The organism is Pseudomonas caricapapayae (assembly GCF_001400735.1).
Classification (GTDB): Bacteria; Pseudomonadota; Gammaproteobacteria; order Pseudomonadales; family Pseudomonadaceae; genus Aquipseudomonas; species Aquipseudomonas caricapapayae.
This window is the reverse complement of sequence record NZ_LJPW01000012.1, coordinates 77,665-96,602: the sequence shown is the minus strand read 5'-3', so window position 1 is coordinate 96,602 and position 18,938 is coordinate 77,665. Positions and strand designations below refer to the sequence as shown.

Below are 18,938 nucleotides of genomic sequence, written 5' to 3'. Positions count from 1 at the left end.
TTGCCAGCGTGCCCTTGCAGATTCAGTGATGCAGTCAGGTAGCTGTTACATGGGCTGGTGACACGTCTGTTTTGATCTTTTCAAAACACGGGTGAACCCCCTATCTGTTTTTAGGGTGCATTCCTGATGATCGAAGCGATGTTCATTCATGCTCTTCCGGCCTGAGGCGCTTGACGCGCAAAAGCGCAGTACGCTGGGGACGGTTTTGCTGGTCAGCCCATTGTCGATGAGACTGGCCGCCGCAGTGGCGTTGCTGTTCTGCATGTGCATGGGCCTGTTCCTGACTTTCGCCACCTACACCAAGCGCACAGCCGCAAGCGGCGTGCTGTTGCCTGAAACCGGCCTGATCAGGATCTACTCGCCGCAGGCCGGAGTGATCATCCGTCTGAACATCGCCGAGGGGCAACGCGTGGATGCCGGTGCCGTGCTGATGACCTTGTCCAGCGACACACAGAGCGGCGAGGCGGGTGGTGCGCAACAGGCGATCAGCCTCTCGATCAGACGGCGTCAGGAAAGCCTCACTCAGGAAATCGACGAGACGCTTGCCCTGCATCGCCAAGAGCTGGACGGCAAGAAACGTCAGGTCGCTGCGCTGGAAACCGAGCAACAGAAGATACTCGCGCAAATCGATCTGACGCGTCAGCGACTGGCCTTGACCAAGGGCCTTGCCGAGCGCTACGCCAACCTGCAACGCCAGGACTACGTGTCCCGCGACCAGCTTCAGGAAAAAGAAGACGCCGTTCTGGACATGCGCCTGCGTGGCGAGGAACTGAATCGGTCGCTACTGACGGTTCGCGCCGAAAGCACAAAGCTGCGGGCGGAACTGGTCGAGTTGCCGTTCAACCAGAGCAAGCAGCTCGCCGATCTGCAACGCCGACTGGCCGAGAATCAGGATCGTCTGATCGAAAGTGAAACCAAGCGAGAGATTCTCATCACCGCTCCGACGCTGGGCGAGGCCACGGCGATTGCCGTCTCCAACGGTTCGCGAGTCGACAGTGCGCGACCGTTGCTGAGCATTGTGCCTGCCGACGCGCAACTGCACGCCGAACTCTATCTGCCCAGTCGCTCAGTGGGGTTCGTGCGCACGGGTGACACGGTCATGCTGCGTTACCAGGCCTATCCCTATCAGCGCTTTGGATTGCAACCGGGCACGGTTTCATCGATCTCGCGTACCGCGTTGCCGGCCGATGAAGTCATGACCCTGGGCAACGTCTCTGACCCGATGCGCGAGCAAGGGCCTTTCTATCGGGTCACGGTTGCCCTGGCGGCTCAAACCATCGACGGTCAGGGCATGCACGAGCGCTTGCGTTCCGGCATGCAACTGGACGCCGACATCATGCAGGAAAGGCTGCCGCTCTATGAGTGGATGCTGGAGCCTTTGCGCGGAATAGGAAAGCGGCTTTGAACCTGAAAAATGCCTTCACGTTTGGTATCGGGAGAAAGCTGCCGGTTGTGCTTCAGGCTGAGGCCACCGAGTGCGGTCTGGCGTGCATGGCCATGATCGCCAGCTATCACGGCCAGCACAGCGATCTTTTGTCATTGCGTCAACGCCTCTCGCCCTCGATGAAAGGGGTCAACCTCAAGCAACTGACCCACATGGCTGCGCGGCTCGGGTTAGGCAGCCGTGCGTTGCGCGTCGAACTGGACGCGCTCGGGCAGTTGCAGTTGCCTTGTGTGCTGCACTGGAATTTCAACCATTTTGTGGTGCTCAAGGAGGTCAATGCACGCGGCGTAGTGGTGCATGATCCGGGGCGGGGGGTGTGCAAGCTGACCTTCGACGAGGTGTCCGCAGCCTTTACCGGCGTGGCACTGGAGGTGTGGCCGGAAAGTGATTTCCAGCCCGCCGCTGCACAGCCGCCGATCCCGCTGCGCAAGCTGCTGGGGCGAGTGCAGGGCTTTGGCCGGGTATTGACGCACGTGCTGCTTCTGGCTCTGGCGCTGGAGCTGTGCACCATTCTCAGTCCGTTTTTCATGCAGACCGTCATCGACAAGGTCCTGGTCAGCGCGGATACCGACCTGTTGACGGTGCTGGCGATCGGATTTGGCATATTGCTGATCATTCAACACACCGTTGCGCTGGCCCGTGCCTGGGCGTTGATGTACCTGGGGACGATGCTCGGCTCGCAGTGGCAGATCAATGTCTTTACCCACCTGCTGCGCTTGCCGGTGGCGTTTTTCGAACGTCGTCATCTGGGCGATATCGTTTCGCGTTTCGGTTCTCTGAAGGCGATCCAGCAGACCGTTACCACATCGTTCATCGAGGCCCTGCTGGATGGGCTGATGACGGTTGTCACGCTGGGACTGATGATTGCCTATAGCCCCAGGCTGGCGCTTGTTGCAGTGGTGGCGATGATTATCTACGGCCTGGCGCGCTGGATATGGTTCGGGCCGCTGCGTCGTGCCAGCGAGAATCAGCTGGTCCACGCGGCACGCCAGCAGTCGCACTTTCTGGAAAGCGCGCGGGGCGTGCGCACGATCAAGCTGTTCAACCGGCATGAGCAGCGTTGCAGCGCCTGGAGCGCTTTGTTGGTCGAAGAAATCAATGCCGGGCTGCATCCGCAGAAACTGCAACTGGCCTATCGTGCGTTCAACGGCGTGCTGTTCGGGCTGGTCACGATCATTGTTATCTGGATGGGCGCCAGGCTGGTTCTGGAAGGACAGTTCAGCGCCGGTATGCTGATTGCCTTCAACTCCTACAAAGAGCAGTTCAATGGTCGGGTGGCTGGTCTGATCGACAAGATTGTCGACGTGATCATGCTGCGCCTGCACGGTGAGCGTCTGGCCGATATCGTGCTGCACGATGCCGAGCCGATTGCCGGTCCACAGGCGTTCGAGGAGGCGGGCAACGATAGGGTGCCCAGCCTTGAGGTGCGTCAACTGCGCTTTCGCTATTCCGAGCATGAACCCTACGTTCTGGATGATGTGTCGATCCATATCCGCGCAGGCGAATCGGTGGCCATCGTCGGCCCGTCGGGGGGCGGCAAAAGTACCCTGCTCAATGTGATGCTGGGCATCCTGGCTCCCTGCGCAGGCAGCGTTCTGCTGGATGGCTTGCCGGTCGGAGCAGAGAGCATGGGCAGGCTGCGCCGTATCACCGGCACGGTGCTGCAGGACGACGTGCTGTTTGCCGGTTCCATCGGCGACAACATCAGCTTTTTCGAGACCGGTGCCGACCAGCAGTGGATCGAGCAATGCGCACGTCTGGCTGCCGTCCATGATGACATTGCGCAGATGCCAATGGGCTACAACACCCTGGTGGGCGACATGGGTACGGTGCTTTCCGGAGGTCAGAAGCAAAGGGTGTTACTGGCCCGTGCCCTCTACAAACGGCCGCAGCTACTGTTTCTCGATGAAGCGACCAGCCACCTGGACATCGCTCGGGAAGCAGCAGTCAACCAGGCGCTGCAAGCGTTGAACATCACTCGCATCATCGTTGCCCATCGTCCGGAAACCATCCGTACGGCGGATCGGGTTGTGGCGCTTGCGCAAGGCCGGGTTGCCTACGATGGTCCGGTGCTCAACGAAGCTCCTTCAGCGTGAGCCTCGCGGGCATGATGCGCCGTACTCGCTGGCGGTCCATGTGGTGCGTTTTCGGCGTGTTGGCCGCCTCGTTATGCATGGCGGACGCCCGTGTGGACGCGTGCCCCGGCTCCAGTCGACTGCCTGACGCGCTGAGTCTGGCAACAGCAGTCTCTGTCGCATTGTGCGCCGATCCGAAACTGCGTGAGGTGTGGCTGACCGAGCTGGCTCGGCAGGCAGAACTGGATGCCGAGCATTCGGCTTACTATCCGACCGTGCAGGGTCAGTTTCAAAAAGGCCGCGCTGGCAAGACCACGCGCTATCCGGGTTTTCCCGAAGCGGACTCCAGACTGAACTCCAATACCAGCGTCTACGGTCTCAACCTGAACTGGGTGCTGTTCGATTTTGGCCTGCGCGCCGCAAAAGTCGAAAGTGCCCGGCAGTTGTTGAATGTCGCCAGCAGCAGCCGGGTTGAAGAAGTGCAAAAATCGATGCTTGCCACTGCCAGGGTTTTCTATCAGGTGCAGGCGAACACGGCGCTGCTGCAAGCCAGACTCAGCGCCGAGCGTCTGGCGGCCAACAGTCTGAAAGCCGCTGATGCGAAATATCGCGCCGGGGCCGGTGAGCAGACTGATCGCCTCCAGGCTCAATCCAGTTATGCCGAAGCGCAGCTGGACAGGGTCATGGCGGAGGGGGATCTGGCCGCAGCGCAAGGCGAGTTGGCCTGCCAGCTGGGGTTGTCACCGGCAGCACCGCTCAAACTGGTTGCGCTGGATGAGCCCGGGGCTGATGAAATGGTGTTTCTGGGCGACGTCAGCAGTCTGATGGAGCAGGCCAGGGAAGGGCATCCGGCTATCGAAAAGGCCCGTGCCGACTGGGCGGCAAGCCGCGCCAAGGCCGATGCGGCAAGCGCCCAAGGGCTGCCGACGGTGTCGTTGTTCAGCAATTACAGCCGCCAGGACACGCCTATCGAACAGGTTTCGACCCGTCAGGAGGTGAACACCTGGACCATCGGTGTGCAGATCACCGTGCCGATTTTCGATGGTTTTCTCAATCGGCGCAGGGCGCGGGCCGCCGGTTACGAAAGCGCTGCCCGCGAAGAGGCCCTGCACGAGGTGGAAAACAGCATCGCGCTCAGTGTCTGGAAAAGTCGACAGACACTGGAGTCCAGGACCCGGGCGCTGGCCATCAGTCGTCTTTTTGTCGAGAGTGCCAGCAAGTCTTACGAAATTGCCCAGGGTCGTTACAAAGCGGGCGTAGGCAGTATTCTGGAGCTCCTGCGCTCGCAAAACGATCTGAGCGCGGCCACTCAGAAGCGCGTGGAGTCTCTGGTCAACTGGCATAACGCCAAGCTGCAGTTGGCATCCGATCTTGGCAGCCTGAATATCGGCGACTGAACACCGTCACGGGACGTGCCTGATCGACTGCATAGGGTGAGCGGTTCCGGTTCGCTGCGAACGAGGTGTGTCGATGAAAGACAGAAAGAAAAACGCTGAGCTGGATCAGGCTACCTTGAGGTTGATCGTGGCGACATTTGCGATCACCTACGTATCGTTGATCGGTTTTCTGCCGGGGCTCAGTGTTGGCACCTACCAGCCCATCATTTTCTACTATGCGGGTTTTCTGGTGGTGTCTCTGCTGCTGCGCCAGCACATCATCAGTTACCCAGGTGTATTTCCACTGCGCCGCGTCCTGGGCATGGTGCATGACTACACTGGCATTTCTGTCGGGCTGATTGTTGGCGGTGAAGCCACACTGCCGATTTTCAGCGTGATGGTCTGGGTCACTCTGGGCAACGGCATGCGCTTTGGCTCGCGCTATCTTGCAATTGCCGCGTCTCTGGCCCTGTTGGCGATACTGATTACCTATCAACTGACGCCTTACTGGCAGGCGCAGCCGTTCATGGTCCTGATGCTCGTCGCCGTCACGATTCTGGTGCCTGCCTACGCTCACATTCTGTTGGTGAGGGCTCGTCAGGCGTCAGAGCAGGCGACCGTGGCCAATCGCGAGAAAGAGCGGTTTCTGGCTCAGGCCAGCCATGACCTGCGTCAGCCCATTCACTCCATAGGCATGTTTACTGCCTGCCTGCGCTCAAGCGCGCTGGGCGATCACGAGCGTCAACTGGTCGACAACATCGATCGTTCCCTGCACAACGTGTCGCAACTGTTTCGCTCTATTCTGGACATCTACACGCTGGACAGTGGCAAGGTTTCAGCGAAGCTGGATGTAGTGAATCTGGGCGACATGCTCAATGAAGTCGCGCATCAGAACGCGGCGGCGGCTCGCTGGGCCGGTGTGGAACTCAGAGTGCGCCCCTGTCGGCGATGGGTCAGAGTCGATGCCACGCTGCTCGCCACGATGGTGCAGAACATCATCTCCAATGCCCTCAAGTATGCGCCTGACCACCCGGTGCTGATCGGTGTGCGCAGTCACGCGGGGCACCTGTCTATCAGTGTGCATGATCAGGGGCGGGGTATTGCTGCTGAACATCTGCCCAGAGTCTGCGACGAGTTCTACCGGATCCGCCATGTACGCGACAAGGACGTGGAGGGCGTGGGACTGGGGTTGTCGATCGTCAAGCGGCTTAGCCAGATCCTCAATGTGCACATCGCGATTGTTTCGCGGATAGATCGTGGAACGACAGTCACCATTCATGGACTCGAAGAGGTGAGCGCACCTGTGCGGGTGGTCCGCAAAAAAACGTTGGGCGAGAGTCTGCTCAAAGGGGTCAGGGTCTGCCTGGTGGAAGACGACCAGAATGTTCTGATGGCCACTGCAGCGCTGCTCGAAAGGTGGGGATGTGAGGTACAGACAGCCCGTTCGGCGCAAGGGCTGATTACCGATTGCGACATTATCGTTGCCGATTACGATCTGGGTACCGTGGCCAATGGGCTGGACTGTATCGAGAGCATACGCGCCGCCCGTGGCTGGGATGTCCCCGCCCTGATTGTTACCGGGAGGGAGGTGGACGTTGTTCTTGAGTCCATGCAGGGCGCAGAGGTGTCAGTGCTGTCCAAACCGTTGCGCCCTTCGGAACTGCGCCTGAACCTGCTCTCGATCCGCGAGCGGAGGTTGAGTAATCCCTGACCCGCAGACACGCGGGCCAGGGAATACAGGTGCATCAGACGGTGATGACGGGGCCGCGAATATCCGACGGCGGGGGCACGTCAGGGAATGGGTAGACGCAGATCGGGTCCGGTTTGATTACACCAATACCGGGCACCGGCATGATGGTGAAATCGGCACCGCCGGAGACGCTGTGCATCTCGGCGTCGGTCAATACATGCGCATGAGCCGAACAGCCATCGACTGTGTTTTTCTGATTGCGGTTATTCATGTCAAACCTCTTGGTCGTTATGAAAAAAACGCTTCAAGCGAGGCCGGTTATTCAGGGGCTCGATTATCAGGTGCTGTCAACGGCGTCCAGAGGCTAGCGTCCCGAGCGTGTCTGTAGCCGGATCAACCGTTGAAAGGCACTTGATAATGAGCACGTCAACCATGAGCGCACTCGCCGTGCAGCATTTGCAAAGACAGCAGTCCGTGGGCAGACGTGTCAGGGTCAGCACGCTGCTTGAGCCCTAGACTTCTTGCCGACGCTGATGGGTGGCGGCCACTGCTACAAACATGCCGGCCAGCCCGATGTAATACCATTGAAAATCAAGACTGGCGGCAATCAGAAACGCTAGCGCTGCCAGCCAGAACAGCTTCGACGAATTAACGGTCTTCCCAAAGAGCTTATGACGATCAGGCATCATAATGTTCTCCTGTATGCCCAGTGGGTCATTGCACTGCGCTGTCCATTCGGAATGGCAGGCGTGTCACTGCGCCATCTGGTAGGTCTGAAAAGCGTCAATCGCGGCGGCACCTGCCACGCCAGCCAATATGACCCCGGCACCGACCGCCGTTACCGGGGCCAGCGCCGTTGCAGCGGCCACTACGCCGATGGCTGCAACACCTTCTCCTACGCTCATGCCGCCGGATATCTGTGCCAGTTCTTCATGAGTCAGTTCGCGCATGATCGATTCCTTATTCATTCGACGTTACCTCGTTATCGTAGTGTTTAACCTGTCTGGTCAGTAGACCAACCGCGTTGTCGTCGGCGGTTCTCTGAGCGCCGGTGACTCGCGAGTGGCAGGGACAATACTTAACGACTGTGCCCGCTAATTAAATAGTACAGGTGTGCTAACTGAGCGGGTTAATATTATAAAGCCATTATTCGCGGTTGCTTTATTTGCCGGCAACATTGTCAAGTGCACGACCATTGCTCTGCGCTCCGTAGCAGGTAGACGCCTGACGAACGTTCACTGAAAAGAGTGCTGCCAGGCCTCGTTGGTGGTTGGCAAGTGCGCGGCATGCCTTTGTTTAATGAACGTGCCCTGTCTGAAACTTGTAATGCGCCGGCGGGCAGCAGTGACTTTCTTATAGGTTGTCGTATAACTTACGACTGACCACATGGCTGCACAGAGGCAATCAAATAACGTGGCTTAAACCCGGCCCTATTGGGTTTAAAGATTTTTCCAGTATTCTGAATCACTCGCAGTGATACTTTTTTATACTGTAACTTCTTCTCGTTATTTAATGGAACCTCACGGCGCACTGCGACACTCATCTACTCAGTTTTCTAACGGGTTTAGCCGATGAGCCTTCGCCATGAAGAATATCCAACCGATTATAAACAGTGCTTATTTTCGATATTTGCCGGGCGGTGGCAATGAGCTGCTTATTTCGGGCTGCCCATGATAAGTCGGATGTATTCATGACTCGCTCGATTCAGAAAGTGGCTATCTGCTTTACGAGCATCGGCTGACAGCCTTTGGGCCAGTTGAACGTCCTGATGCCTGTGCTGCCAATGACGAAATTTCATCACTTGCCCCCGACGAATGTGCAGGAATGTTTAATGATAAATCCTATAAAACACTCGTTCAGTCACCTTGGGTCTTCCAATGCTCAAGGTGCCTCGACATCACACAGTGACCTGGTGCCTAACTTTGTGTCTCGAGGACGGACTGGAAAAGTCTCGCTGACCCATTTTGACACCCACGATGAGCGTCATCTGGCAAACCGGCAGAACAACGTTCTGGAATCAATAGACGGCAGAGACTTCATGCTGCTGTTGCAGAAGTACACGGCGGCTGAAACAACCAACGAAGAGTTTGCTGTTCTGAGGGCCGCCATTCCGCGCTATTCCATTGAGTTGGCTGAACCGGGCCGTTCTAAATTGCTTTATCGGGGGATATCGCTGGGCAGAGCGTCTGCGTCGATCTTGCTGACTCTTCCCAAGGGCTATTACAGCCGTGAAGTAGCACATGGCCTTGTGCATGGCATGCAGTTGTCGGACGGCAGTTACTCCGGACGGGGCGTGGCCAGTACCTCGACAGTGTCGGCCATTTCAGAAAGCTTCGCGCTGACCAACGCAATCAGGAAAAAGGAAGTACCCATCCTTTTTGAGCTGGAGGCAATGCCCCCCGTTCCAGAGCTCAAACACAGTGGTGCAAAGGGCGTGACACTTAGCATCAGCCGGTTGCCCTCGTCGGCAGCCGGCAAGAGTGAACATGAAGTCATTCTGGATATCACCAATCGCTACGAAATCACGGAGGTCACCCATAAAGACAAGTGCATGGTTGTCAAAATGACCGTTTTGGGCCGGTCAAAAAGGGGAGACGAACTCGCCGCGCTCGAGACGGATAAATGGAAACAACTCTCGACGGCCAAAGGTTCTAACCCGGGCGGATTGTTTCAGGCCCCTGATGGCGTTAAATGGTATGTGAAAACAGGGCGTTCTACGGATAACTTCCATAACGAAGCGCTTGCCTCCTTTCGCAATGAAGTGCTCGCTTCCAAGCTGTATAGCGCCGCAGGTGTTGCTGTCCCCGATGTGCGGCTGGCGTCCCGGCATGGCAAGCCTGCGTTGATTTCCCGACTTGTAGACGGAACTCAAAAAGACCTTGCGACGATGGCAAGGAGTAGCCAGTTGAAGTGCGGCTTTGCTGTGGACGTCTGGTTGGGCAACTGGGATGTCATCGGCCGGGAGGGGGACAATGTTGTGTTCAGCCACAACCACAAGCCTGTGCGTATCGACCTGGGCGGCGCACTGGTCTTCCGCGCCGGTGGCGAGCGTAAGGGTAACTTCGGTGTCACGCCTATGGAACTGGTCACCCTGCTGTCTCGTAAAGAAAACACGTCCAGTTATGTCTTCCAGAATATTGAGCGTAATGACATCCGCGCCGGCATTGCGGCGATAGAAAAAATACCGGACGCACGCATTGCCGAACTCTGTGCAAAACACGGCCCTGATAATCGTCTCGCACGCGAGGCACTCGGTGAAGTGTTGATCAGAAGGAAAAGGTGGCTGGTCAGTGTGAAGCAAGAGCTCCCTTATATTCATCCTCGAAAGAATGAGCTCGGCCAGGTAGTCACCGTTAAAAATCCAACGTTACCCAGCGGCGTGGACACATGGCGTGATTCATCCCGAACGGCTGTTTTCGTACCTCACCGTTCTGTCCGGGGCAGCCTGAACAATACCCCGTTCAAATCATTTCAGGCCCCCGGAACGCTTTCGGAGTGGAGTCGGATCAGAACGCGCGCTGTCGCTTTCGCAGAGCCTTCGTTCCAGAAGCATGATCGTCTTCGCTCAGCCAGCGGTGCGATAGTTTTCGAGCCCGATGGCAGGGTATGGGTCACCGAGCCGACCGACCATGTATTCGGCACCGCTCATTCTTTCCCCAAAGGCGGTCTGGAAAACGGACTGAACCTGAGGACCAACGCGGTCAAGGAAGTCTATGAAGAGACCGGACTACACGTTCAGCTCTACGGCTTCATTGGCGATTACGACAGAACAACGTCACGCACCCGTTACTACCTTGCCAAACGCGTGGATGGAACACCTTCTGACATGGGTTTTGAATCTCAAAGCCTGAAGCTGGCCAGGCTTACCGAGGCCGGCAGATTGCTGTCCAGCGAGCTGGACACAACCATCTTGCTGGACGCAGTGAAGGTTTTCCAAAAGACCTCCTTCCACTAAGCATCGGATGCTTCAGCGCTGACGGACGGTAGAAGGATCTTCAAACCCTGCGAAAAAACAGTTCACCCAAACGCGTTACCTCCACAGGAAAGGAGTAATGAAATGAGCATGAACACACCCGTAAGCAATAATGGCCACGCCTGGTTGCCTGCCCCGTCGTGCAACCAGGCGTCGGGTTCGGAATATTCCGGGAAGTCATCGAGCAATGCGGTGCACTTTCTTCCTTCAGAAAACACCCATCGTTCGCCCAATACCGTCAGTTGGGGAAATGGCACGCCAACAGCCACCACAGCGAATGCACGAGCCGGTGGAGCCGATCGCAATGACCTGGTCGAGGCGTTGAAGACGCTCATTTATGCGTTGCTGAAAAACCTGCTGGGTCGTTCTTCTGCCAGTGATCCTTCTCAGCGCCAGCCCTCTGCGTCGTCCGGACCAGGGCCGGCTTCTGCGTCTCCCGGCAGTGCTGCTCATTCGACTCCAGACTCAAGCCGGTCCGGGCAGCCTGATGACGGTCGTGCCTTCAATAACGCTGGCCTGGGTACTCATGGCGGCGCGAATACGGTTCCTGACCGGATTGCTTCCCCTGAGGCGGCGCGAAAAATGGTCGACGATGTGAAAAATGCCGGCGGCGGAACACTTCGCATACAAATGACTCACGACCAGATCAATGACCCCGCGCAGATGGCCAAGCTCAAAGCGATGGTCGATGCCGGTGACAAACAAGGGGTCAAGGTTCAATTCACGTTTCGTGACAACGCCAATGGCGGCGGTGGCAACGTCCTGTCCGGGGACAAACTCAAACAAGCCGCTGACGATATCAAAAACGTAGTTTCGGCACTTGGAAAACACCCAAGCTTTGTACTCGACACGTTCAATGAGGGCGGCAAGAGCGCCACCCAGGATTGGGCCGATATGCAAAGCACGCTGATCAAATCTGCGCGAGACGCAGGCTACAAAGGCGACATTGTGGTGGAAGACAGCAATTGGGGAGGTGGCCTGACCGCTGGCGGGGAAAGCGGGCTGGTCAAATACGCCGATCAATTGAAGGCCGCCAATGGCAGCAACAACCCCGGCCTGATCGGCAGTATCCATGAGTACGCCAGCGGTGCCGACGCCTCTTCACGCCTGTCATCGGAGATCAAGGCGTTGACGGGCGCGGGCTTCAAACCTCAGATCGGCGAAGTCGGCAACGCCAACTGGACCGGGGGCGGTAACTTTGAACAGCGCGACGGGGCCAACCAGGCTGTGAACGACAACATGGATGCGCTGAAAGCCGCTGGTGCCGATGTCCTGCCGTGGATGGACCAGTTCAGAAACGGAAAGATCAAGCACGACATCGGCTTCTCTAACAACGATCAATTTTCCTGACATTGCTCGTGGACATCTGATCATGCTCATCAACTGACCGTCGCCGGGTTACCTGCAAAGGTGGCCAGCGATCCATTCAACGTTATCAACACAGGGGAGGGCGACGAGAGGCAACAGCGTCGCCGCCTCTGCTCTTTATTTGTCTGAAAAAGGAGGTAATCAAAGCAATGGCTGTCACCAAACCCATGCTCAATCTGAAGTTGAACACCCAGTTAACGCCACCCGCTGTCAAAAAGGACACAAGCGCCGAACTAAGCCGTTTGAATCCGGGAGAAGTGCGCGCCAACACTCAAACGCGCTTTGCCTTGAACCATCGTGCCCCCACGTACGCGGTAGCGCAGCGCGCGCGGGGTGAAAATCATGGTGGCTGGACGGTTTTCAATACCTTCAGGGCGACAGGGACTGACCTGTTCATTCACATGGATCGCCGGGAGCCCAAGAGCAAGGGTGACTTTGCCGGTGACAAGTTTCACCTGAGTGTTGCGCCCGAACATGTCGCCAGCGCATTTGATGCAATAGGCAAACTCTTGCAAGCGGACGACAGTCCTGTCGACAAGTGGAAAGTGACCGACATGAATAGTGTGCAGACACACTCGTCGGCTGAACAAGCGCGTGTTACGCAGGGGGCTCAGTTCACCCTGTATGCCAAGCCTGACCGCGCGGATAACACTTACAGCCCTCAATACATGGGAAAAATGAGGGGCATGATCAGCAGTATCGAGCATGCGTTACGAGCCGCCGGCGTAGCGCAGAGCCGTCATCGCCCTGCATCGGATGTTGCTCCCGGGCATTGGGCGTATGCGTCTTATCGCAATGAGCACCGAAGCGAAAGAGCGGGATCAGCCAGCCAGGTCAACGAACTGCAAACAGAGCCGTTTTTCCAGCTGGTTTCATTGCCTGACATGGCCGCCTCGCCAGCGATGCCGAATGCCGGAAGTCGCTCGTTGCTGCCACCGCCCTGGACCCGCTGAACAGGTCCGGCTGTGGATCGTTGAATACCAACCAGTTCTCTTTACATCACATTGCCCGCAACCCTTGATCGGGTGTGTGCAGATTCTGTGATCACCCCACGTGCTACCTGCGTGCTTACAAAGCACGTGTTGGAACTAGAAAAAAGCCGTCGTACAACGAGGCGCCTTACAGGAAAAATGTCATGCCGAATCCAGTTTCTCAACACTCTGCCAGTCATGCTTATCTCTACAATCAGCCTTCCGGTAGCCAGCGTCCTTCGCAAGCACCCAGTGCCTCACAACAGGCTCATCGTGCCAGACCCGGCAACACCGTGGCGCTTGTCGGAGGACACCCTGTTCAATTGACCGCGATGAATCGGACCGGGTTTGCGTCTGCGTTTGCAACCTCCCAGACAGTGCACACCACGCAATGGGGGCAAAGAGGCATAGCGCCTGCCTCTGCCCAACAGGTTTTAAATCAGCGCCACCGACTGGCGCACGCGGCAGAGCTTGAAAAACAGCATATCCTCAACAATCAGCTGAATAATTTCCCGACAGAAAAAAGCAGGATTGCACATAACAGTCTGCAGCACTTTAGCCGCTATTCGCCCTCGCAGGGCAGGCAAGTCGTTGATGCATTGCATATCTATCAGCAGGATTATGGCGATAACTACCTGATGAATATCAGCGCGATGGGTTATCGCTCTCTGAGCCACTACTTGCAATCGCTCGACCCTAAATACCACAACGAAGCCGAGGTGAATAATTTTGTCCGTGATTTTGCTCGACATTACGAGGCGGGCGAACTGAACGCCGAGGAGTTTGAAATCCACAAGACCCACATCGAAACCCAGTTGGCGCCACAAACGGCTCTTTTACGACAGTTCATTCATGCCGCTCCGCGTATTTCAGGTGTCTCTCTGTTGAAAGGTGCGACAGGGCATGACGATCTGTTCACGACTCAGCTCAATGGCGAGTCTGCGCTGCACGCTCTGCTCTCGGGCAAGGCGCTGCGCTTCAACGGTTTTCTCAGTACGACATCCAGCGCGGACGCGGCAGTAGAATTCTCCAGTGTGTCGGATGAGCGAGGGTTGGGCAGAGCCAGGTATACGGTGGACCTTTCAAGCGGTGACCTTTCATCTGAAGTGTTGCGGCGTCAAACGCTGCGTGATCTGCAGAGCAATCGCGTTGATGCCTCGTCGATCTTTTTCCGCTTCAAGGCCGACCGCGTTGCGGGTATCCACGTGGATGCCATTCAGGATGCTCACAATCCGGATATGAGCATCAGCGAAGCGGGTGAGCAGGAAATTCTGCTCAATCCAGGGCATTACTTTCAGCCGGAAAAAATCGTGATGCTTGAGCAAGGTTTTGCAGTCACCGGGCGGCTTGCTTATGGCGAGCGCTGACGTGTCCTGAGCTGATCGGCAAGCGCGCTGACGTTACCTGTGCAGGATCGCCTGATGAATCTCCTGCAACGGCATGATGCGTTGCGCAGCGTTCAGTTTGATGGCTTCCTTGGGCATGCCGAACACCACGCAACTGGCTTCGTCCTGGGCGACTGTCGAGCTGCCGGCATCAAGCATTTCCTTGAGCCCGCGTGCGCCGTCGTCGCCCATGCCGGTCATGATGATGCCTGTCGCATTCTTGCCGGCGAATTTGGCCACGGAGCGAAACAGCACGTCCACGGAAGGACGGTGCCGGTTGACCAGCGGGCCGTCGATGACCTGCACGTGGTAAAAGGCACCGCTACGAGTGACCATCATGTGCTTGCCGCCGGGCGCAATCAGGGCCAGGCCGGGCAGGATGCGGTCATTGTTTCTGGCCTCGCGTACTTCGATCTGTGACAGGCCGTTGAGGCGTTCGGCGAACGAGGCGGTGAATTTTTCCGGCATGTGCTGGACGATGACGATACCCGGGCAGACTCTGGGCAGCGCAGTCAGCACCGCTTCCAGCGCCTGGGTGCCGCCTGTCGAGGTGCCGATGGCTACGATCCGCTCGGTGGTCTGCGCCATGGCATGACCGCTGGCAGCAGGCAGGATGGCGTCGGCAGTGAGTTTGCTGGCAGGCGTCAACACCGGTGCGGCAGCGCGCTTGCCGAGGTTCCTTACATTGGAGTTTGCCGCAGCACGGACTGCCGCGACCAGTTCGGCGGCCGAATCAATGAGGAAGTTCTTCAGGCCGGTGGTGGGTTTGGTAATGATTTCCACTGCCCCGGCAGACAGTGCCTGCAACGAGGTTTCCGCGCCTTTCTGGGTCAGCGACGAGCAGATCACCACCGGCGTCGGCCGTTCGCTCATGATCTTCTTGAGAAAGGTGATGCCGTCCATGCGTGGCATTTCCACGTCCAGCACGATGACGTCCGGCCATTCCTGAGCCAGCTTGCCCATGGCGAAAATCGGGTCCGACGCCGCGCCCATCACATGAATATCGGGGGTGTCGTTGAGAATTGCCACGAGTACCTGGCGAACGACGGCCGAATCATCGACCAGCAATACGCTGATTTTTTTGTTTGGCATCTTTTTCAATTGCTTCCATTGGTTGGTGCCTGACCCATACGTTTCCGTTCCACAGGTCGAAAATGATGTTGCGATGACCAGTGCTGCCCAGGTCCTGAGCCGTCAGCTTCAGACGGTGCCGGTCGGCCAGTTCCAGCGCCGCATGGATATTGCGATCCGCGACGTTCTGCATCTGCTGATCCTGACGCTGTGCAGGAAACATCTCGCCGCCGCCGAACAGCTTGACCTGATACTCCTCCGGCAACGTGCCGCTGGCCAGCGCATGGCGGATAAGCATTTCCATCGCTTCATCACCGTACTTGCCGTCCAGTGGTTGATGCTTGCGAATGCGCCCCGGCAACATGAAGTGGCACATCCCGCCGATACGCCGCCACGGGTGCCAGAACGTGATCGCAACACATGAGCCCAACAGCGTGCGCAGGCGCACCGGTCTAGTCTGGAAGACCACTTCTCCGGGAGCCAGGACTATCTCGGCAACGCCGACCGGCGTGTTCATGGTTTGCGGTAGATCGAAGGGGAGACGAGTTTCAGCGTGTCGTTTATGCCGTTGAGGCTCTCCGAATGGCTGATGATGAAATAACCCCCTGACTTGAGACGCGGCAGCAATCGCGCAACGACTTTACTCTTGGTTTCCTGATCGAAATAAATCATTACGTTGCGCAGAAAGATCACGTCGAATTCACCCAGATCGGGCAGGGTGTCATTGAGGTTTACCTGCACGAAGCTGACCCGGCTGCGCAACGACTTGTCGATCAGAAAGGTGCCTTCCTGTCGCCCAATGCCCTTCAGGCAATATTTGAACAACAACGGTTGAGGCAGGGTTTCGGTGCGCTCCATGGGATAGTGCCCGCTGCGCGCCTTGCTGAGCACGCGAGTGCTGATGTCCGAGCCGACCACTTCCCATGGAGTGGTGCCCAGATGTTCCGCCAGCGTCATGGCCAGGCTGTAAGGCTCTTCGCCGGACGAGCTGGCGGCGCTCCAGATCCGAAACACCTTGCCCGGGGTCACTTTGGGCAGGACCTGCTGGCGCAGGAAGTCAAAGTGCTTGGGCTCGCGAAAGAAGTACGTTTCGTTGGTGGTCAGCAGGTCGAGCGCCACTTGCAGCTCGCCATTGCGCTGGTCGCCCATGATCAGCTTGAAATACTCGCCATAGTTGTCCAGCTGGTAGTGCTTGAGGCGCTTGAACAGACGGCCGGCCACCAGTGCTTTCTTGGCCAGCGTCAGTTTGATGCCCGCAGCGTTGTACAGCCAGGCCTGGAACTGGCCGAACTCGCGATCGGTGAGCGACGCTGTATCAGGCATGTGCAGGCCTCACGTCGCGTCGGTGTCGGGCGGCAGTGACTGGCCAGCCTCTGCCAGGCTGGACATTTCATCGATGGACAACACGCGATCGACCTCAAGGACGATCACGAACTTGCCGTCGACCTTGGCCATGCCGCTGATGAAGTCGGCACGAATGCGCGCACCGAAGTTCGGTGGCGGTTCGATCTGCGAGGCCGGTATTTCCAGAACTGCCGAGACGTTATCGACCAACAGGCCGATGTCCTGGGGCTGGCCGTCCTCGCTGTTGGCCTCGATGATGATCACGCACGAGCGTCGTGTGATGTCCGAGTTCTGTCGCCCGAAGCGCGCCGACAGATCAACCACGGGCACCACCGCGCCGCGCAGATTGATCACCCCGCGCACGAAGGCGGGCATCATCGGCACCACCGTCAGGCTGCCGTACTCGATGATTTCCTTGATGCCCAGAATGCCGATGGCGAACATCTCGCCACCGAGCATGAAAGTCAGGTACTGCGCCTCTTCTTCGACCGCCGGGACGGTCTGCCGAGTCGTGACCAATGAGCCCATGTCGTTCTCCCTTTGAATCGCTAACGAAGCCGGCAATCAGAACCGGGTGAATTCCGATTCGTCCGGGGCACCCGCCATGCTTTGCGCAAATGCCTTGCGCGGAGCCTGTTGCGGCGGACGCGGCGGCTGGCGGTTCGGGCTGCTGCGGCTGTCGACAGGGCCGCCTTGTGCGACGCCCCTTGGCGACGCATCAAGGGTGAAGAAGCTCATGGCCTGTTGCAGTTGTTCGGCCTGACTGCTCATTTCTTCAGCGGTAGCGGCCAATTCTTCGCTGCTCGAGGCATTTTGCTGGGTAACCTGGTTGAGTTGGGTCATGGCGGTATTGATCTGCGCCACACCGGCCGCCTGTTCTTCCGAAGCCGCGCTGATTTCCTGCACAAGGTCAGAGGTCTTGTTGATCGACGGGACCATTTCGTCCAGTAGCTTGCCCGCCTTCTCGGCCATGTCCACGCTGCTCGACGACAGCTCGCCAATTTCCTGGGCGGCGACCTGACTGCGCTCAGCCAGCTTGCGCACCTCGGCGGCCACTACCGCGAAACCCTTGCCGTGCTCGCCCGCACGGGCCGCTTCGATGGCCGCGTTGAGGGCGAGCAGGTTGGTCTGATAAGCGATGTCGTCGATGATGCTGATGCGTTGGGCGATTTTCTTCATCGCGACCACGGTCTGCTGTACCGATTCGCCGCCATCGGTGGCTTCCTTGGCGGCCTTGCTGGCCATGCCATCGGTGACTTTGGCGTTCTCGGTGTTCTGGTTGATGCTGGCACTCATCTGCTCGACCGAGGCGCTGGTCTCTTCGACGCTGGCGGCCTGTTCGCTGGTGGCCTGGCTCATCGACTGCGCGGTAGCGCTGACTTCTTCCGAGGCGCTGGCCAGATTATCGGCGGCATTGCGTACTTCGCCGATAATATGCGACAGCTTGCCGACCATATTGCGCATGGCGTTCAGCACCATGCCGGTCTCGTCCCTGGAGCCGTGACCGATGTGCGCGTTGAGATTGCCTTCTGCCAGTTGCTCGGCGGCAGTCGCTGCTTCTTTGAGCGGGCGGGAAATGATCCGTGCAATGAACAGTGCCAGCCCCAGGCCGACCAACAAGGCTGCAACCAGTACGGCGATGATCGAGATGCGCGCGCTTTCGTACAGGCTCGTGCCCTTTTCTCCGGCGGCGGTTGCCCCGGCGTCGTTGAGCTCGACCATTTTTTGCAACTGGTTGGTCACTTCGTCGAAGTGCAGTTTGGACTCACCGCGCAGCAATGCACGCGCTTCGGTTTCCTGGCCCTGCCGGGAAAGCTCGAACAGGTCGTTGCTGACTTTCAGGTAGGCGGACCACGAGGCACTTACGGCACTGAACATCTGCCGGTCCTGATCGCTGATGATCAGCTTGTCGTAGGTGGCCAGTCGCGTCTCAAACTGTTTGCGGGACTCTGCAGCTTCCTGCTCCATCTGCGTCTTTTCCTGGGCAGTGTCGGCAGCAATGTGGCGGTTTTCCTTCAGCCGGAAGTTAGCTGCATAAAAGCGCATGCCTGACGCCGCACGCATGGACGGCATCCAGTTTTCCTTGATGTCCTGAGCGGCCTGGTTGACCTGGCCGAGCTGGATGATGGCAAAGACTCCCATGGCTGCGGTCAACGCCAGAACCACCAGAAACGAGGTAATCAGCTTGGTGGAAATCTTCAGATCGTAGAACCATTTCATTGAAGTAACTCCTTGGGAATT

At 57.8% G+C, this 18,938-nt stretch carries 16 protein-coding genes; 8 read left to right on the top strand and 8 right to left on the bottom strand.

All coding sequences use genetic code 11. The features are described 5' to 3' along the window. Positions 1 to 148: 148 nt before the first annotated feature. The 4 genes from ALO80_RS02455 (at position 149) to ALO80_RS02440 (ending at position 6,606) form a co-directional block, all read left to right on the top strand. Positions 149 to 1,405: an HlyD family secretion protein gene (locus ALO80_RS02455; protein WP_055007799.1), complete on the top strand. Its 1,257-nt coding sequence runs from the start codon at positions 149 to 151 to the stop codon at positions 1,403 to 1,405. Then, positions 1,402 to 3,540, top strand: coding sequence for a peptidase domain-containing ABC transporter (locus ALO80_RS02450; RefSeq protein WP_055007798.1), 2,139 nt, complete (start codon positions 1,402 to 1,404; stop codon positions 3,538 to 3,540). Before ALO80_RS02455 ends, ALO80_RS02450 begins: the two co-directional genes overlap by 4 nt. Before the next feature lie 14 nt (positions 3,541 to 3,554). After that, on the top strand, positions 3,555 to 4,916 hold the full coding sequence (locus ALO80_RS02445; protein ID WP_122302017.1) for a TolC family protein: 1,362 nt from the start codon (positions 3,555 to 3,557) through the stop codon (positions 4,914 to 4,916). Between the two features lie 73 nt (positions 4,917 to 4,989). After that, positions 4,990 to 6,606, top strand: coding sequence for an ATP-binding response regulator (locus tag ALO80_RS02440; RefSeq protein ID WP_055007797.1), 1,617 nt, complete (start codon positions 4,990 to 4,992; stop codon positions 6,604 to 6,606). Between the two features lie 34 nt (positions 6,607 to 6,640). Here the strand turns inward: ALO80_RS02440 and ALO80_RS02435 are convergent, their stop codons facing one another. From ALO80_RS02435 to ALO80_RS02430, 3 genes are all read right to left on the bottom strand, one after another. Next, the gene (locus tag ALO80_RS02435) at positions 6,641 to 6,856 is read right to left on the bottom strand and encodes a hypothetical protein (RefSeq protein WP_055007796.1); all 216 of its coding nucleotides are present in this window, start codon (positions 6,854 to 6,856) and stop codon (positions 6,641 to 6,643) included. Positions 6,857 to 7,097: 241 nt separating this feature from the next. Beyond that, positions 7,098 to 7,274 carry a hypothetical protein gene (locus tag ALO80_RS31515; RefSeq protein WP_162839034.1) on the bottom strand — a complete coding sequence of 59 codons (177 nt, stop codon included), beginning with the start codon at positions 7,272 to 7,274 and terminating at the stop codon, positions 7,098 to 7,100. A 63-nt stretch (positions 7,275 to 7,337) separates the two neighbouring features. After that, on the bottom strand, positions 7,338 to 7,535 hold the full coding sequence (locus ALO80_RS02430; protein ID WP_055005966.1) for a bacteriocin: 198 nt from the start codon (positions 7,533 to 7,535) through the stop codon (positions 7,338 to 7,340). An 881-nt stretch (positions 7,536 to 8,416) separates the two neighbouring features. Between ALO80_RS02430 and ALO80_RS02425 the strand changes: the two genes are divergently transcribed. The 4 genes from ALO80_RS02425 to ALO80_RS31860 all read left to right on the top strand — a co-directional run bounded on the left by ALO80_RS02425 (position 8,417) and on the right by ALO80_RS31860 (position 14,264). Further along, positions 8,417 to 10,540, top strand: coding sequence for an NUDIX hydrolase (locus tag ALO80_RS02425; protein ID WP_055007795.1), 2,124 nt, complete (start codon positions 8,417 to 8,419; stop codon positions 10,538 to 10,540). 534 nt (positions 10,541 to 11,074) lie between these two features. Then, a complete protein-coding gene (locus tag ALO80_RS28865; RefSeq protein WP_162491656.1) occupies positions 11,075 to 11,908 on the top strand; it encodes a cellulase family glycosylhydrolase in 834 nt (277 codons plus the stop codon). A 167-nt stretch (positions 11,909 to 12,075) separates the two neighbouring features. Next, positions 12,076 to 12,879 carry a type III secretion system effector phosphothreonine lyase gene (ospF, locus tag ALO80_RS02415; protein ID WP_055007794.1) on the top strand — a complete coding sequence of 268 codons (804 nt, stop codon included), beginning with the start codon at positions 12,076 to 12,078 and terminating at the stop codon, positions 12,877 to 12,879. A gap of 341 nt (positions 12,880 to 13,220) precedes the next feature. Beyond that, the gene (locus tag ALO80_RS31860) at positions 13,221 to 14,264 is read left to right on the top strand and encodes a hypothetical protein (protein ID WP_310886601.1); all 1,044 of its coding nucleotides are present in this window, start codon (positions 13,221 to 13,223) and stop codon (positions 14,262 to 14,264) included. 33 nt (positions 14,265 to 14,297) lie between these two features. Here ALO80_RS31860 and ALO80_RS02405 read toward each other — a convergent pair whose 3' ends face one another. The 5 genes from ALO80_RS02405 to ALO80_RS02385 are packed head-to-tail and all read right to left on the bottom strand — an operon-like array spanning position 14,298 to position 18,917. Continuing rightward, positions 14,298 to 15,374: a protein-glutamate methylesterase/protein-glutamine glutaminase gene (locus tag ALO80_RS02405; protein WP_055005969.1), complete on the bottom strand. Its 1,077-nt coding sequence runs from the start codon at positions 15,372 to 15,374 to the stop codon at positions 14,298 to 14,300. After that, a complete protein-coding gene (cheD, locus tag ALO80_RS02400; RefSeq protein WP_055005970.1) occupies positions 15,337 to 15,870 on the bottom strand; it encodes a chemoreceptor glutamine deamidase CheD in 534 nt (177 codons plus the stop codon). Before cheD ends, ALO80_RS02405 begins: the two co-directional genes overlap by 38 nt. Continuing rightward, entirely contained in the window at positions 15,867 to 16,676 is an 810-nt protein-coding gene (locus ALO80_RS02395) for a CheR family methyltransferase (RefSeq protein ID WP_055007793.1), read from the bottom strand. The genes cheD and ALO80_RS02395 overlap by 4 nt, the downstream gene beginning before the upstream one ends. 9 nt (positions 16,677 to 16,685) lie before the next feature. Further along, on the bottom strand, positions 16,686 to 17,225 hold the full coding sequence (locus ALO80_RS02390; protein ID WP_055007792.1) for a chemotaxis protein CheW: 540 nt from the start codon (positions 17,223 to 17,225) through the stop codon (positions 16,686 to 16,688). Between the two features lie 36 nt (positions 17,226 to 17,261). Beyond that, entirely contained in the window at positions 17,262 to 18,917 is a 1,656-nt protein-coding gene (locus ALO80_RS02385; RefSeq protein ID WP_055007791.1) for a methyl-accepting chemotaxis protein, read from the bottom strand. Positions 18,918 to 18,938 lie beyond the last annotated feature (21 nt).